Below are 15,333 nucleotides of genomic sequence, written 5' to 3' on the forward strand. Positions count from 1 at the left end.
ACGGGTTTGGCGCGACGTTAGGGGCTTCGGTCAGGGGCTGCAACTGGCCCGCTTCATTCGCTTGGTGATTTTGAAGCAGCCTCCGGGAAAACCAAACATTGCAAACCGCGCGTCAAAAGTTGCCTATCGGAAACTTTCCGCCTAAATGCATCAAAGCATACAGTGGCACACAATTGTGGGAGAGCGGTAACATGACTGGCAGACAGACTCTGAGCGGGCTGCAGATCGATCCGATATTGGCAGAGTTTATAGAGACGCAGGCGCTTCCAGGTACGGATGTGTCTCCTCAGCAGTTCTGGGCAGGTCTGGCACGGATGGTGAATGAGCTTGGGCCGAAGAACCGCGACCTTCTGGCGAAACGGTCCGAGATTCAAAGCCGTGTCGATGGCTGGCATATGGCCCGCAGGGGGCAGGAAATCGACCCGGCCGAATATCAGGCTTTCCTGAAAGAGATCGGTTATCTGGTTCCAGAAAAGGATCGCTTCCAGATCGAAACGGAAAATGTCGACCCCGAGATCGCCCTGACCCCAGGACCGCAGCTTGTGGTGCCGATCACAAATGCCCGTTTTGCCTTGAATGCTGCCAATGCCCGTTGGGGCAGTCTGTACGACGCGCTTTATGGAACCGACGCTATGGGTGATTTGCCGACAGGAGGTAGCTATGACGCCGCGCGTGGCGCGCGTGTGATCGCGTGGGCCAAAGCCTTTCTGGACGATGTTGTGCCGTTGGCATCTGGGTCTTGGGCGGATGTGTCCAGCCTGACTGTAAAGGACAAAGGGATTGTGCCGGCCCTGGCCAACCCCACGCAATTTGCCGGATTCGGTGGTGCGGCGGACACGCCGGAATTCGTACTGCTGATAAACAATGGTCTGCACATTCAGATCATGGTTGACCCTTCAAGCACCATTGGTGCAACCGACCCCGCCGGAATCGCAGACGTCCGGCTTGAATCAGCGTTGTCGACGATCATGGATTGCGAGGACTCGGTCGCCTGTGTCGATGCCGCCGACAAGGTGGTGGCCTATGGCAATTGGCTGGGTCTGATGAAAGGCGACCTGACCGAAGAGGTGACAAAAGGCGGCACCACGTTCACCCGCAAGCTGGCTGACGACCTGAGCTTCACTACACCGTCAGGCGGTCAGGCTACGCTGAAAGGACGGTCGCTGATGCTGGTGCGCAATGTAGGCCACCTGATGACCAACCCGGCTGTGCTGGACGCAGAGGGGCGCGAGATCGGTGAAGGGCTGATGGATGCACTGTGCACCACTTTGATCGCCATGCACGATCTGAAGCGCGAAGGCGGTAACTCGGTCGAAGGTTCGGTCTACGTCGTAAAGCCCAAGATGCACGGGCCCAAGGAAGTTGCGTTCTCGGTCGAGATTTTCGACATGGTCGAAGACATTCTTGGCTTGCCCCGCAATACCGTAAAACTGGGTATTATGGATGAGGAACGGCGCACATCAGTCAACCTGATGGAGTGCATTCGGGCGGCTAAATCACGTGTGGCTTTTATCAACACCGGGTTTTTGGACCGGACCGGGGATGAGATTCATACCTCGATGGAAGCCGGTCCGATGCTGCCCAAAGGCGATATCAAGAACACGCCTTGGATTGCGTCTTACGAGGACCGCAATGTCGACATCGGTCTGGCCTGCGGCTTGAAAGGCAAGGCACAGATTGGCAAGGGCATGTGGGCAATGCCGGATCGCATGGGCGACATGCTGGACGCCAAGATCGGGCACCCGATGTCTGGCGCAACCTGCGCCTGGGTGCCGTCGCCAACCGCCGCGACGCTGCACGCGACGCATTATCACAAGGTTGATGTGCTTGCGCGCCAGGATGAACTGGCTGCCGGAGGTGCGCGCGGTACGCTGGATGACCTGCTGACCATTCCACTGCTGGATGGTCGGAATTTAGGCGACGATGAAATCACTCGTGAGGTCGAAAACAACGCTCAGGGCATTCTCGGCTATGTGGTGCGCTGGGTCGATCAGGGCGTGGGCTGCTCCAAGGTGCCGGACATCAACGACATCGGCCTCATGGAAGACCGCGCAACCTGCCGGATTTCGTCTCAGGCGCTGGCCAATTGGCTGCACCATGGCATCGTGGACGAAGCACAGGTAATGGCCGCGATGCAGAAAATGGCCGCTGTTGTGGATCGTCAGAACGACAGCGACCCCAGCTATACGCCTATGGCACCAAGCTTTGACGGCATCGCCTTTCAGGCAGCCTGCGATCTGGTGTTCAAGGGGCGGGTGCAGCCTTCGGGCTATACTGAGCCGGTTCTGCACGCCCGTCGTCTGGAGTTGAAGGCAAGCCAGGCGTAAACGGTTTGGGTCGGGGCAAGGGGTAGTATCTACGCCTTGTTTTCCAAAGAAGATTTTATCCAAATGAAAGGGATCAGAGATGGCTATTTCTTTGCGCAAAGCGCGCACCATCATTCGTAAGGCTCTTGAGAAGGGGCGCGAGATGGAGTTGAAACCTCTGTCTGCCGTGGTTCTCGATGCGGGCGGTCATGTCATCGCCTTCGAACGCGAAGACGGTGCCGCCCCGGGTCGTTTCGCGATTGCGCATGGCAAGGCCTATGGCTCGGTCATGTTGGGCATGGCCGGGACTGCGCAGATGCAGCGCGCCGAGGCGCAGGCCTATTTCATGGCTGCGGTGAATGGCGTTTATGGTGGGCAGGTTGTGCCGGTGCCGGGCGGTGTTCTGCTGCGCGACCGAAAAGGCGCCGTGATCGGCGCTGTCGGCGTGACAGGAGACACCTCGGACAATGATGCAGTGGCTGCAATGGCTGGAATTGAGGCAGCCGGTTTAGTCGGTGAGATTTAAGTCTCCGCTTGGTTTGTCCTGCCAATGCCAAAACTTTTGAATAATTTCCCGATTGAGGGAAATTATTGGGAAATAATTCTGTCTAAAGTATCTTTTGAGGGATTGTATTGTGCACCCCTGAACACGTCCCTGCGCTGTCATGCAGGGCGTGTATTCTTGCACGTCTGAGAGGCTGCCGCTAGCTTCCCTGTTAAGCGCTGAAAAAACAAGGAAAGCGGAATGTCTCGTCCTGTCGTCGGTATCATCGGCAACTCGTACCTCATGAATGACCAATACCCGACCCATGCCGGCGGGACGATGAACTCGGACGCGGTTGCCAATGTGTCAGGATGTCTGCCGCTGCTGATCCCGGCGGATCCGCGCTATGTGACGGTCGATGAGTTGCTGGAGGTCTGCGACGGCTTTCTGCTGACCGGCGGTCGCCCTAATGTGCATCCGGAAGAATACGGCGAACCTGAAACCGAAGCGCATGGAGAGTTCGACCGGGCACGCGACGCCATCACTCTGCCGCTGGTTCGCGCCTGTGTGGAACGTGGACAACCGTTTCTGGGCATCTGCCGCGGGTTTCAAGAGGTCAATGTGGCGATGGGTGGAACGCTTTATCCCGAGATCCGGGATTTGCCGGGGCGCATGAACCATCGAATGCCGCCCGACGGTACGCTGGAAGAGAAATTTGCGCTGCGGCATGTTGTGACACTGGATGAGGGCGGCGTGTTCCATGACCTGTTTGGTGCGGTCGAGGTCATGACCAACACGCTGCACGGGCAGGGCATCAAGACCATTGGCGAGCGCGTCGTCATTGACGGTCACGCGCCCGACGGCACGCCCGAGGCGATCTATATCAAGGACGCGCCTGGCTTTACGCTGTCCGTTCAGTGGCACCCCGAATGGGATGCCATCAACGACCCGGTGTCGCGCCCTCTGTTCGAGGCTTTTGGTGCAGCAGTGCAAGCCTGGTCCAAGGGTGCGCAGGTGTTCCAGAAAACTGCGTAGTTTTACGCCGGCGCGCCTAGGGGGCGGCGAGCCGACGTTTTGTGATCAAACCAGCAGGTTGAACTGGTTGATCAGCGGCAGGCTGCGGGCGCGTTCTCCGGTCAGATCAAACAGGGCATTTCCGAGCGCGGGCATTGAGGGGGGCGTGCCGGGCTCTCCTGCGCCACCCATGTGGCGGTTGGTCTCGAGAACGCGCACCTCGACCTGCGGGGCCGTGTGCATGCGAATGGCGTCATAGTCGGGGAAGTTGAACTGTTCAGCTTCACCATCTGCAAAGGTGATTTCGCCATAGCACGCGGCGGACAGGCCATAGATCATGCCGCCGAACATCTGCGCTTTGACGTTGTCAGGGTCCAGCGCAAGCCCCATGTCGCAGGCGATCCACGCCTTGTTGATGCGGATGGTGCCGTCTTCGTCGACGACCTCGATCACTTGTGCTACGGGTGTGCCAAAGCTGTAGGTAAAGGCGACGCCGCGGCCTACGCCTTCAGGCGTCTGGCCGGTCCAGCCCGACATCTCTTTCACCGCTTCAAGACACCCGGAAGAGGGGGCGTGTTCGGACTTCATCAACTCAAGTCGAAACTCCAGCGGGTCGCGCCCTGCGGCATGGGCCATTTCATCCATGAATGTCTCATGGAAAAAGCCATTGTGGCTGTTACCGACCGAGCGCCAGAAGCCCACCGGGACGGCCAGATCCGCGATATGACCACTCATGCGATAGTTTGGCACTGCATAGGGCTGGTTGAAGAATCCTTCGACCAGCACCTTATCAGGGCCGCCACCGGGGAAGCCGGTGTAGCGCTCGACTGCCTGCTGGGTCGGAGATTGCGCCGCCACCTTTCCGTCGATCAGCACAGCTTTGCCGTCGTGCACTGCACCACGCATCCGAGCGATTGCGCCGGGGCGGTAATAATCATGGCGCATGTCTTCTTCGCGGCTCCAGGTCGTCTGAACCGGCGTGCCGGGCATGGTCATGGCAACCTTTGTGGCGATCTCACCAAAATCCAACTCACCCCGGCGGCCAAAACCGCCACCCAGATAGGTGGTGTGAATCTGCACTGCCTCGGTGTCCAGATTGGCGGTGTTCGCAACGCGGAACTGAATCAGGGTCGGGGCCTGATTGCCGCACCACAGCTCCACTGCATTTCCGGTATACAGTGCGGTGGCATTCATCGGCTCCATCGTGGCGTGGGCCAGATAGGGCACTTGGTATTCGGCGGTGATTTCCGTCGCGCCCTCGGGCGTCACGCTGACATCGCCGTCGTCGCGCATGGTCGAATTCGGCGCGTCGTCAAACGCCTCGGCTATCTTGGCAAAGATACCGTCGGTTTCCGGTGGATAGGGCGCGTCGCCCCAGTCAACGTCGATGGCCTCAACCGCTTGGTTTGCCAACCAGGTGTTGTTGGCGATCACGGCCACACCTGTACCCAGATCGACAATCTTCTCGACCCCTGGCATGGATTGGGCGGCACCGTCATCAAAGCCATTCATCGCGCCGCCCAATTTGGGGTTCATGCGTACGGCCGCGAATTTCATGCCCGGCAGGCGGACATCAACGCCGAACTCGGCCGTGCCGGTCACCTTGCCAACCATGTCCAGACGCGGTTGGGTCCGGCCCAGATAGCGCCACTCGGACGGATCGCGCAAAGGCACTTCGACCGGTTCCAATCCAGCTGCATCCTCGGCAAGCTCGGAATAGGCAATCTTGTCGCCGTTGGGCGCAATAACGTGGCCCGAGGCTGTTTGCAGCTCTAAAGGATCAACGCCTAACCGATCTGCGGCTGCGCGTTTCAGCGTTTCGCGCGCCGAAGCACCAGCTTGCCGCATCCGCTCGAACCCGTCTTTCATCGAGGTCGAACCACCAGTGACCTGCAGGCTCAGCGTCTTGCCCAAAACGCCCAGTGCTTCACCCAAATTGTGCTGGAAATTCGAGATGTCATAACCCTTGTTGGGCAGTCCTTCGCCCACCAGGGCGGAGTTGTAATAGGCCGCTGCCGCCGGGCCATGCAGAACGGTGATCTGATCCAGGTCGACGTCCAGTTCCTCGGCAATCAGCGCGGCCCAAGTGGTTTTCACGCCCTGACCCATTTCAGCGCGGGGGGCGAACAGGGTGACGCCATTTTGATCGATCAATACGAACGGGTTCAGCGCGGCCTGACCTTCACCGGGTTTTAGCGGATTGGCGGCTGGGCGGGTGACGTAATATGCGCCAAAGGCCACACCGCCAACAATTGCAGCAGAGCCGATCAGGAACGTGCGACGGAGGATTTTGCCAACTTTACCCATAGCTTATGCCTCCTTCAGCTTGGACGCTGCGTCGTGGATTGCGGCCCGGATGCGGGGGTAAGTGCCACAGCGGCAAAGGTTGCCCTGCATTGCTTCATCGATGTCTGCATCGGTAGGTGCCGGGTTTTCTGCCAGCAAGGCAGTGGCCTGCATGATCTGTCCAGACTGGCAATATCCGCATTGCGCAACCTGATGATCGACCCAAGCTTGCTGGATGGCGGCTAGGGTGTCTGGTGCTCCGATGCCTTCAATTGTGGTCACGTCACCCCAAACATCCGACAACGCGACCTGACAGGACCGCACGGCCTCGCCGTCGATATGAACGGTGCATGCTCCGCAGGCGGCAACGCCGCAGCCGAATTTAGTGCCGGTCAATCCGACCTCATCCCGCAGAACCCAGAGCAGGGGGACGTCATCAGGCAGGTCTACCTGATGTTGCTTTCCATTGATCTTAAGGGCCGTCGTCATGGCGCACCTCTTCTTGCTGTGGCTGGTTTCTGACATATTTAGCGAAAAGTGTCATGCTGTCAATTGACAATTTAAACAAAAAATGTCAGTGCTTCGGTTATGAAAGACACGAATGACGATTCACGGCAAAAGGCGATCCTGAACTCGGCGTTTCAAGCCTTTTCCACCTACGGGTATCGAAAGACTTCGATGGACGATATTGCGCGTGGGGCGGGGATGTCGCGGCCAGCGGTCTATCTGCACTACAAGAACAAAGAGGCGATCGTCAGCAAGCTGACCGAATTGTACTACGCCGAAAAAAGCGTTGCGGTCGCCGAAGCACTGGCGACGCAAGGGTCGGTGCCCGAGGTTTTGACGCGTGCGGTGCAGGCGCAGACGGACGGGATGGCTAAAATCCTGGCCTCTCCACACGGGCTCGAGATGCTGGACAACACCAAATCCCTGTCTTCTGAAATTATCGCTGCGGGTGAGGCTAAACTGGCAGGGCTTTATGCGGTTTGGCTGACGCAACAGGAGCAGGAGGGACGGGTTCGCCTTCAGACGGACGCGGCAGAGACCGGTCGGACGATCACCACCACGCTCAAGGGGCTAAAGCTGATCGGCGCCGGGGCCGAAGTCTATGAACAGCAGGTGGCGCAGGTTGCCGCCCTTTTCGGTGCTGGGCTTGAGGTCAGGTAACGCGCTGGCGGATCTTGTATTCCGGCGCGTCCCACAACTTGTTCTGCATCACATCGGCCATAATCTCGGTTGCTCGGATTACGTCGGCCTCGTCGATGTAAAGCGGCGTAAAACCAAAGCGCATGATATCTGGCGCACGGAAATCGCCAATTACACCCCGTGCGATCAGGGCCTGCATCGCAGCGTAGCCTTCTGTGAAGCGGAATGAGACCTGGCTGCCACGCACCTCTGGCGTTCTTGGGCTGGCCAGTTGCAGTTCGGGGCAGGCGGCTTCGACGCGGGTTATGAAGAGCTCAGTCAATTCAATGGACTTTGCTCGGACATCTGCCATTTCGGCCATGTCCCAGATGTCCATGGCCGCGGCTAAAGCCGTCATTTGGATCACGGGTGGCGTGCCCACGCGCATCCGTTCGATCCCGCTGCCGGGGCGATAATCCAGATCAAACGCAAAGGGGGCTTCGTGCCCCAGCCAACCAGACAGGGCCGGACGCACCGTTTCAGCCAGTCGAGGTGCGACATAGATAAAGGCCGGTGCGCCAGGGCCGCCGTTGAGGTATTTATATGTGCAGCCTACAGCAAAGTCGGCATTGCAACCTTCCAGATCAACGGGAATTGCACCGGCGGAATGCGCAAGATCCCAGACCGTTATCACGCCGTTTGCATGTGCAAGTTCGGTCAGCGCTTTCATGTCATGCATCCGGCCCGAGCGGTAATCGACTTCGGTCAGCATCAAAACCGCGACCTCTTCTGTGATTGCTTCTGCCACATCCTCTGGGTCTACAATGCGCAGCTCATAGTCTTCGCCCAGCGAGCGTAGCAGGCCATCCGCCATGTACAGGTCTGACGGGAAGTTGCCGTTATCTGACAGCACAACCTTTCGGGACGGATTGAGTTCAAGCGCGGCAGCCACAGCCTGATACACCTTGATCGACAGGGTGTCGCCTGTGACGACGCTGCCTTGTTCGGCACCGATCAAGCGGCCGATGCGATCGCCCAGCCCAGTGGGCAGCCCCATCCAGCCCGCCTTGTTCCACCCGGTGATCAACATCTGACCCCATTCATCTGTCAGCATATCCTGCACACGCGAGGTCGCTGATTTAGGCAGGGGGCCCAGAGAGTTGCCATCCAGATAGATCACACCCTCGGGCAGGTCGAACATGGCTTTGGTTGCTGCGAAATCGGTCATGAAAGCTCGTTTTTTGTGTTTATCTGTCGCTGTTTACCCACCGGCGTATCTGATCCGCAGCAGCCTGTCCACTGATGCGACATCGTGGGTTTTGCTATTCTGACCTGAAAACGGTAGGACAGCGCCCAGAAACGACACGTATCCTTACGTGGCGTCACCCACGAAGGACAGACTATGCGCTGGATCGATGTTCCCCCTGTGTGGCTTGCGGGCTTTGTCCTGCTGGCTTGGCTACAGGGCCGATACATGGGGCTTGGCCTGTCGTTGGACGGTGGGCTGACCGACCTAATCAGCGGTGTCTTGATCGGCGGCGGCGTTCTTCTTGCGGTTCTTGCGGTTTTTGAGTTTCGCCGGCATCAGACCACTGTGATTCCACATGAAACGCCCAGTGCCATGGTACAGTCGGGCATTTACAGGCGCAGCCGCAATCCGATCTATCTGGGTGACGTTCTGATCCTAACCGGTCTGATCCTTCGGTTTGATGCAATCTTCTCGCTGGTGCTGGTGCCCATCTTTGTCTGGGTACTGGAGCGTCGGTTCATTGTGCCAGAAGAGGACCGGTTGCGCCGCACCTTCCGCGCGGATTTCGCCCGATATGAACGCAAAACGCGTCGCTGGGTTTAGGAGTGGGCACCTCCATGACACTACGTAACGGATGCTGCGCTTGCGAAATAAAGTTGCGCAAGATACATCTTTTCTTAACGAATCATACCCGAGGACCTGCTCGGCCTTAGAAATAGGGGGATTGCCAGTGAAAATAGGCACACCGAAGGAAATATTGGATGGCGAGAACCGGGTCGCGATGACGCCGGACTCCGCTGTGCAGTTGCAGAAACTGGGCTATGACTGCGCCATCGAGAAAGGCGCGGGTGCCGCTGCCGGGTTCTCGGATGCGGCTTATGAGGCGGTCGGTGTCGAGGTCGTCAAAACCGCCGCGTCTTTGTGGAAGAACTCGGACATCGTCGCAAAGGTTCGCATCCCAACCGAGACCGAGATGAAGCGTCTGACCAAAGGCAAGACGCTGATTTCATTCTTCAACCCAGCCGGGAACGAAGAGGGGATGGAGCTGGCCAAATCCAAAGGTGCCAACGTCATCGCGATGGAGATGGTTCCGCGTATCTCGCGCGCGCAGAAGATGGATGCGCTGTCTTCGATGGCCAATATCGCGGGCTACCGCGCGGTGATCGAGGCAGGCAACAACTTTGGACGTTTCTTCACCGGTCAGGTAACGGCTGCCGGTAAAGTGCCGCCTGCCAAGGTTTTGATCGTGGGCGCGGGCGTGGCGGGTCTGGCGGCCATCGGGACCTCGACCTCACTTGGCGCGATCACCTATGCGTTCGACGTGCGCCCGGAAGTGGCCGAACAGGTCGAATCCATGGGGGCTGAATTCGTCTATCTGGACTTCGAGGAAGAACAGCAGGACGGTGCGGCGACCGGTGGTTATGCCTCAGTTCAATCAGAGGAATTCCGCAACGCGCAGCTTGCCAAGTTCCGTGAGCTTGCGCCGGAAATGGACATCGTCATCACCACCGCCTTGATCCCGAACCGCCCGGCGCCGAAGCTGTGGCTGGAGGATATGGTCAAAGCGATGAAGCCGGGTTCGGTCATCGTTGACCTAGCAGCCGAGCGTGGCGGCAACGTCGAAGGCACCGTGCCGGACGAGAAGGTCGTGACCGACAATGGCGTGACCATCATCGGCTATACCGACTTCCCCAGCCGGATGGCGGCGCAGTCTTCGTCTCTGTACGCCACCAACATCCGCCACATGATGACCGACCTGACGCCTGAGAAGGACGGTCAGATCAATCACGACATGGAAGATGACGTGATCCGCGGCGCGACCGTGACCCATGAGGGTGAGATCACGTTCCCGCCGCCGCCGCCCAAGGTGCAGGCGATTGCGGCGCAGAAGAAGCCGGAAGTCAAAGAACTGACCCCGGAAGAGAAAAAAGCGCAAGAGATCGCGGCCTTCAAGGCACAGACCAAACAGCAGTTCACCCTGCTGGGTGTTGGCGGCGCACTGATGCTGCTGGTGGGGCTGGTGGCCCCGGCCAGCTTCATGCAGCACTTTATCGTGTTCGTGTTGGCCGTATTTGTAGGTTTCCAGGTAATCTGGGGCGTAGCACACAGCTTGCACACTCCGCTGATGGCGATCACAAACGCAATCTCGTCGATTATCATCGTCGGAGCCTTGATGCAGATCGGGTCGGGGTCGTTCCTGGTCATCCTGCTGGCGGCGCTGTCTGTCTTCATGGCCGGGATCAACATCTTCGGCGGCTTCCTCGTAACCCGGCGCATGCTCGCCATGTTCCAGAAATCTTAAGGAGGCCGGGTAGATGATTGGCTTCACTACTGCCGCTTACGTTGTTGCGGCTGTTCTGTTCATCCTGTCGCTGGGTGGTCTGTCGAACCAAGAAAGCGCTAAGCGCGCGGTCTGGTACGGCATCGTCGGTATGGCGCTGGCGGTCTTTGCCACTCTGGTTGGCCCTGGTTCCGGCCTGTGGCTGCTGTCGATCCTGCTGATCATTGGCGGCGGTCTGATCGGTCAATACGTGGCGCAACGCGTCCAGATGACCGAAATGCCGCAACTGGTGGCAGCAATGCACTCGCTGGTCGGTCTTGCGGCGGTCTTTGTGGGCTTTAATGCGCATTTTGAAATCGGCAACGTGGCGCAGGTAATGGCCATCGTTGACAGCGCCAAAGATGCGGACCTGTCCGATCTGGGGGCATTCGCCAAGCTGATTGCCAAGAAAACCCCGGCGGAACTTGCAATCCTGCACGTGGAACTGTTCCTGGGTATCTTCATCGGTGCGATCACCTTTACCGGTTCGGTTGTGGCCTATGGCAAACTGGCGGGTAAGGTAACGTCGGCGGCGACCAAACTGCCCGGCGGTCATGCATTGAACGCGGCGGCTGCGGGTCTCTCGCTGATCTGCCTGTTCTGGTATACCAGCACCGGTGGCTTCCTCCCGCTGTTTTTGATGACCCTGGCGGCACTGTTCATCGGCTATCACCTGATCATGGGCATCGGCGGGGCCGACATGCCGGTGGTTGTGTCAATGCTGAACAGCTATTCGGGCTGGGCGGCTGCCGCGATCGGCTTCAGCCTGGGCAACGACCTTCTGATCGTCGTCGGTGCGCTGGTGGGCTCGTCCGGTGCGATCCTGTCTTACATCATGTGTAAGGCGATGAACCGGCATTTCGTCAGCGTGATCTTGGGCGGCTTTGGCGGCAGCTCGGGCCCGCAGATGGAGGTCGAAGGCGAGCAGGTGGCTATCGAGGCTGATGGTGTGGCTGCGGCTTTGAACGATGCGGACAGCGTTATCATCATCCCGGGTTACGGTATGGCCGTGGCGCAGGCGCAGCAGTCAGTCAGCGAGCTTGTTCGCAAGCTGCGCGCCAAGGGCAAGAACGTGCGCTTTGCGATCCACCCTGTTGCGGGTCGTCTTCCGGGTCACATGAACGTTCTGCTGGCCGAGGCGAAAGTGCCATATGACATCGTACTTGAGATGGACGAGATCAACGAGGACTTCCCTGAAACGGATGTGGCCATCGTCATCGGTTCGAACGACATCGTGAACCCGGCCGCACAAGAAGATCCAAACAGCCCCATTGCTGGCATGCCGGTTCTGGAGTGCTGGAAGGCCAAGCAGGTGTTTGTGTCGAAACGTGGTCAGGGCACCGGGTATTCCGGTATCGAAAACCCGCTGTTCTTCAAAGAGAACACCCGCATGTTCTACGGTGACGCAAAACAGTCGCTCGACAAGCTGCTGCCCATGATCGACTGATCAAAAGGCTTAATCCAATTGCAAAGGGCGCCTTTGGGCGCCCTTTTCTTTTTTGTATTGCAGGAGGCTTTGCCTCCTGACCTCCAAGGTATTTTTAGCCAGATGAAGCAGCGGATTGTGATAAAATGGCTTGGTCAGGAGGTTTGTGATGCAGAAGGTGAATGGCATAGGGGGCGTGTTCTTTCGGGCACGCGATCCAGAAGCTTTGAGTGCGTGGTACGCGGAACACCTGGGCGTCGATCATTACAATCCCGTGCCTTGGAAACAACGCGAAGGCTATACTGTCTTTGCTCCGTTTGCGCAGGACACCGAGTATTTCGGGCGGGAAGATCAGCAATGGATGATCAACTTCCGTGTCGATGATCTGGCGGCCATGACTCGGCAACTGGAGGCGGCTGGAATCGCCGTTGAAACGCATCCGGATTGGGACAGCGAGGTTGGGAAATTCGCACGCATCCACGATCCCGAGGGCAACCCGATCGAGCTGTGGCAACCAAATCAATGAGATAGCCGGCTTGTATACCTTTGTATCCCTGTAAGTATATGAAACAAAAAGAGAATTGAAGAAAGTCATATGTATCGTATAGTGCGCGTGACGAGGCGGAGCCCTGAATGACACCGATAGACGACCATCCCCTTCGATATGCGTTGGCCAATGAATTGCATGCGCGACCGTTTCCTGTCGCTTCGATGCCGTGTACGGTGGCCTTTCTGGCGATCAAAAAACCGGAGGCTGCCGTCGCCCGTGATCGGCGCGAGGATTTGGCCCATTTGATCAATCTTCTGGATCGCCATGGCGCGCAGCACCCTCAGCCTGATGCCACGCATTACGCCGGACAGATCGGTCGACATTGGCTGAAATGGGAGCAACACACAGAGTTTGTCACCTACACGGCAATCGCTCAGAACGTGAGCGACCGTGCGTTCAATCCGGCCGATTTCGAAGTCTTTCCACCCGATTGGCTGATGGCCAGTCCGGGCCAAAGGGTCACATCTGCGATGGTTCGTGTCGTAGAGCGCGAAAGTGACGATGTGATTAAGTCCAAATTGCTGGATTGGTTCGAGCCTGAAAGCCTGGCCGTGGCCAGGGTGTTGGACGATGCCGCTGTTTGCGCCAGCGATTTTCGCATCGATCCGGCAGGTCACATGCGTTTTGCTTTGTTTGTGGCTGAAGGTACCGGTCGGCGCCGTACGGGACGAATTGTCCAACGCCTCTGCGAAATTGAGACCTACAAGGCGATGTCCATGTTGGGCTTCGCGCGTGTCAAGCAGTTGATGCCGCGTATCGGAGAGTTGGATGGACAGTTGACACAATTGCTGGGACAGATGACCGATAACTCGGCTCAGCCTGACGCGCTGCTGCAGGATCTTTTGTCGACGTCGATTGAACTCGAAACACTGTCCGCCTGGTGTTCGTTCAGGTTCGGAGCCACGGGTGCTTACGAAGCTATTGTCAATCAGCGGATCGAAGTGTTGCGAGAAGAGCGGTTCCAGGGCGGTCAGAACTTTGCCGATTTTATGATGCGGCGCTATGATCCTGCGATCCGGACAGTTAAGTCCACCGAACGCCGCCTTCAGGCATTGTCCGACAGGGCCATCCGAGCTGGCGAGTTGTTGCGGACCAGGGTGGATGTGGAACGCAGTGCGCAGAACCAAGCGTTGTTGGAAAGCATGGACCGTCGGGCGGATCTGGCGTTACGGCTGCAACACACTGTCGAAGGCCTGTCCGTTGTTGCAATCAGCTACTACGCGGTTTCTTTGGTAAGCTATCTTTTGTATCCGCTAACGGCGTCGGGGATCAGCAAGGGTATGCTGACGGCGGCGGTAACGGTCCCGGTGGTGGCCGGAGTCTGGTTCGCAATTCGACGGATCCGCAAGCGGCTTGGTTGAGCGTCAATTGCCAAATTCGGCCGGACCTGTAGAACAGGGGACGTTTGGCGAGCGACGCGAGGGTTTTCGGTGATTACCATAATTGCAGCATGGCGAGCGGTTGCCGCCATGTTTATCCTGAATGGGGCACTGTTCGGAATATGGGCCTCGCGCATCCCTGCTGTGCGCGACAGGTTGGGTCTGTCGCATGAGGAACTGGGTTATGGGCTGCTGTTCATGGCGGCTGGTGCTGTTTGTTCTTTCCCCATCACCGGGCGGCTCACGGATCGGTTCGGGGCTGTTGCCATTACCCGTGTCATTGCGGTGCTTTATACTCTGTCGCTAATCCTGCTAGCCATGGCCGGTGGATTTTGGGGGTTGGCGGTCTTCCTGTTCATCTTTGGTGCCTTCCACGGCTCTATGGACGTGGCAATGAACGCTTGGGCGGCTGAGGTTGAACAGACCTTTGACAAACCTGTAATGTCCTCTTTCCATGCGATGTGGAGTCTGGGCGCGGGCCTTGGCGCGCTGAGCGGATATGTTGCTGTTCAGATGGGGCTGAGTGTTCTTGCGCACTTCCTGCTGGCGGGAGGACTCGTCGTGGCCTTTGCGCTCGCCTCTTCCTGGGTGCGTTGGACTTCAAAACGTTCAGAGCGCGGGCAGGGATCCGTGTTTGCTCTGCCGTCCGGTATATTGGTTTTGGTTGGGTTTACCGCATTGTGCGGAGCCCTGGGGGAAGGCGCTGTCGCGGATTGGAGCGCGATCTATTTGCGCGACATTACGAATGCGACCGAAAGTGTTGCGGCCTTGGGCTACGCCGTTTTCTCAGTAACAATGGTGGCCTTTCGCCTGGCGGGCGCAGTTGTCATTACACGCTTCGGCCCGGTTGCCACGGCGCGATTTGGCGGGTTATGCGCTGCAGTTGGCGTGTTTGCTGTGGTATCAGCAGTGACACCTCTGCCCGCATTGGCCGGTTTTGCACTGATGGGTGTAGGCTATGCCGTGATTATGCCGCTGGCGTTCAGCCGGGCTGCAAGTGACCCGGATGTGCCGCCGGGGCAGGCCATCGCCAGTGTTGCCACTTTGGGATATGGGGGGCTGTTGATCGGACCGCCATTGATCGGGTTTTTGGCCGAACTGTTTGGCTTGCGTTTGGCGTTTTCAGTGTTGCTGCCGCTGGCGGCCCTGATCATAGTTTTGGCCGGCGCGCTCAGGCGCGCCGACTGAGTTTGC

At 58.2% G+C, this 15,333-nt stretch carries 13 protein-coding genes; 10 read left to right on the forward strand and 3 right to left on the reverse strand.

What is annotated here, in order from left to right; all coding sequences use genetic code 11:
- The first annotated feature begins 191 nt into the window (after window positions 1–191).
- From GS630_RS13035 to GS630_RS13045, 3 genes are all read left to right on the forward strand, one after another.
- Window positions 192–2,327 (forward strand): malate synthase G, encoded by a 2,136-nt coding sequence (locus GS630_RS13035; RefSeq protein WP_171175247.1) that lies wholly within the window; start codon window positions 192–194, stop codon window positions 2,325–2,327.
- A gap of 79 nt (window positions 2,328–2,406) precedes the next feature.
- On the forward strand, window positions 2,407–2,832 hold the full coding sequence (locus GS630_RS13040; protein ID WP_171235546.1) for a heme-binding protein: 426 nt from the start codon (window positions 2,407–2,409) through the stop codon (window positions 2,830–2,832).
- A 219-nt stretch (window positions 2,833–3,051) separates the two neighbouring features.
- A complete protein-coding gene (locus GS630_RS13045) occupies window positions 3,052–3,825 on the forward strand; it encodes a gamma-glutamyl-gamma-aminobutyrate hydrolase family protein (protein ID WP_171175243.1) in 774 nt (257 codons plus the stop codon).
- A 45-nt stretch (window positions 3,826–3,870) separates the two neighbouring features.
- On the opposite strand, the gene GS630_RS13050 is transcribed toward GS630_RS13045, so the two are convergent.
- Window positions 3,871–6,111: a xanthine dehydrogenase family protein molybdopterin-binding subunit gene (locus GS630_RS13050; protein ID WP_171620641.1), complete on the reverse strand. Its 2,241-nt coding sequence runs from the start codon at window positions 6,109–6,111 to the stop codon at window positions 3,871–3,873.
- 3 nt (window positions 6,112–6,114) lie between these two features.
- Window positions 6,115–6,579, reverse strand: coding sequence for a (2Fe-2S)-binding protein (locus GS630_RS13055; protein ID WP_171620643.1), 465 nt, complete (start codon window positions 6,577–6,579; stop codon window positions 6,115–6,117).
- Window positions 6,580–6,678: 99 nt separating this feature from the next.
- Here GS630_RS13055 and GS630_RS13060 point away from each other — a divergent pair, with 99 nt between their 5' ends.
- Entirely contained in the window at window positions 6,679–7,257 is a 579-nt protein-coding gene (locus GS630_RS13060; RefSeq protein WP_171620645.1) for a TetR/AcrR family transcriptional regulator, read from the forward strand.
- Here the strand turns inward: GS630_RS13060 and kynU are convergent.
- Window positions 7,250–8,443: a kynureninase gene (gene kynU, locus GS630_RS13065; RefSeq protein ID WP_171175235.1), complete on the reverse strand. Its 1,194-nt coding sequence runs from the start codon at window positions 8,441–8,443 to the stop codon at window positions 7,250–7,252. The genes GS630_RS13060 and kynU overlap by 8 nt on opposite strands.
- 174 nt (window positions 8,444–8,617) lie before the next feature.
- Here kynU and GS630_RS13070 point away from each other — a divergent pair, with 174 nt between their 5' ends.
- The 6 genes from GS630_RS13070 to GS630_RS13095 all read left to right on the forward strand — a co-directional run bounded on the left by GS630_RS13070 (window position 8,618) and on the right by GS630_RS13095 (window position 15,327).
- Window positions 8,618–9,067, forward strand: coding sequence for an isoprenylcysteine carboxylmethyltransferase family protein (locus GS630_RS13070; RefSeq protein ID WP_171175233.1), 450 nt, complete (start codon window positions 8,618–8,620; stop codon window positions 9,065–9,067).
- Window positions 9,068–9,194: 127 nt separating this feature from the next.
- The gene (locus tag GS630_RS13075; protein WP_171175231.1) at window positions 9,195–10,766 is read left to right on the forward strand and encodes a Re/Si-specific NAD(P)(+) transhydrogenase subunit alpha; all 1,572 of its coding nucleotides are present in this window, start codon (window positions 9,195–9,197) and stop codon (window positions 10,764–10,766) included.
- Between the two features lie 13 nt (window positions 10,767–10,779).
- On the forward strand, window positions 10,780–12,231 hold the full coding sequence (locus GS630_RS13080; protein WP_171237267.1) for an NAD(P)(+) transhydrogenase (Re/Si-specific) subunit beta: 1,452 nt from the start codon (window positions 10,780–10,782) through the stop codon (window positions 12,229–12,231).
- A 148-nt stretch (window positions 12,232–12,379) separates the two neighbouring features.
- On the forward strand, window positions 12,380–12,736 hold the full coding sequence (locus tag GS630_RS13085; protein ID WP_171235551.1) for a VOC family protein: 357 nt from the start codon (window positions 12,380–12,382) through the stop codon (window positions 12,734–12,736).
- A 107-nt stretch (window positions 12,737–12,843) separates the two neighbouring features.
- Window positions 12,844–14,121: a DUF3422 family protein gene (locus tag GS630_RS13090; RefSeq protein WP_171620647.1), complete on the forward strand. Its 1,278-nt coding sequence runs from the start codon at window positions 12,844–12,846 to the stop codon at window positions 14,119–14,121.
- 108 nt (window positions 14,122–14,229) lie between these two features.
- Entirely contained in the window at window positions 14,230–15,327 is a 1,098-nt protein-coding gene (locus GS630_RS13095) for an MFS transporter (protein ID WP_171620649.1), read from the forward strand.
- Window positions 15,328–15,333: the final 6 nt, after the last annotated feature.

Source organism: Ruegeria sp. HKCCD7303, assembly GCF_013111185.1.
Classification (GTDB): Bacteria; Pseudomonadota; Alphaproteobacteria; order Rhodobacterales; family Rhodobacteraceae; genus Ruegeria.

Excerpts from the sequence above, each read along its gene's own strand:
- GS630_RS13095 (WP_171620649.1), top strand. The coding sequence starts at position 14,230 with ATGTTTATCCTGAATGGGGCACTGTTCGGAATATGGGCCTCGCGCATC.
- GS630_RS13080 (WP_171237267.1), top strand. The coding sequence starts at position 10,780 with ATGATTGGCTTCACTACTGCCGCTTACGTTGTTGCGGCTGTTCTGTTC.
- GS630_RS13085 (WP_171235551.1), top strand. The coding sequence starts at position 12,380 with ATGCAGAAGGTGAATGGCATAGGGGGCGTGTTCTTTCGGGCACGCGAT.
- kynU (WP_171175235.1), bottom strand. The coding sequence starts at position 8,443 with ATGACCGATTTCGCAGCAACCAAAGCCATGTTCGACCTGCCCGAGGGT.
- GS630_RS13055 (WP_171620643.1), bottom strand. The coding sequence starts at position 6,579 with ATGACGACGGCCCTTAAGATCAATGGAAAGCAACATCAGGTAGACCTG.
- GS630_RS13050 (WP_171620641.1), bottom strand. The coding sequence starts at position 6,111 with ATGGGTAAAGTTGGCAAAATCCTCCGTCGCACGTTCCTGATCGGCTCT.
- GS630_RS13060 (WP_171620645.1), top strand. The coding sequence starts at position 6,679 with ATGAAAGACACGAATGACGATTCACGGCAAAAGGCGATCCTGAACTCG.
- GS630_RS13090 (WP_171620647.1), top strand. The coding sequence starts at position 12,844 with ATGACACCGATAGACGACCATCCCCTTCGATATGCGTTGGCCAATGAA.
- GS630_RS13035 (WP_171175247.1), top strand. The coding sequence starts at position 192 with ATGACTGGCAGACAGACTCTGAGCGGGCTGCAGATCGATCCGATATTG.
- GS630_RS13045 (WP_171175243.1), top strand. The coding sequence starts at position 3,052 with ATGTCTCGTCCTGTCGTCGGTATCATCGGCAACTCGTACCTCATGAAT.
- GS630_RS13070 (WP_171175233.1), top strand. The coding sequence starts at position 8,618 with ATGCGCTGGATCGATGTTCCCCCTGTGTGGCTTGCGGGCTTTGTCCTG.
- GS630_RS13040 (WP_171235546.1), top strand. The coding sequence starts at position 2,407 with ATGGCTATTTCTTTGCGCAAAGCGCGCACCATCATTCGTAAGGCTCTT.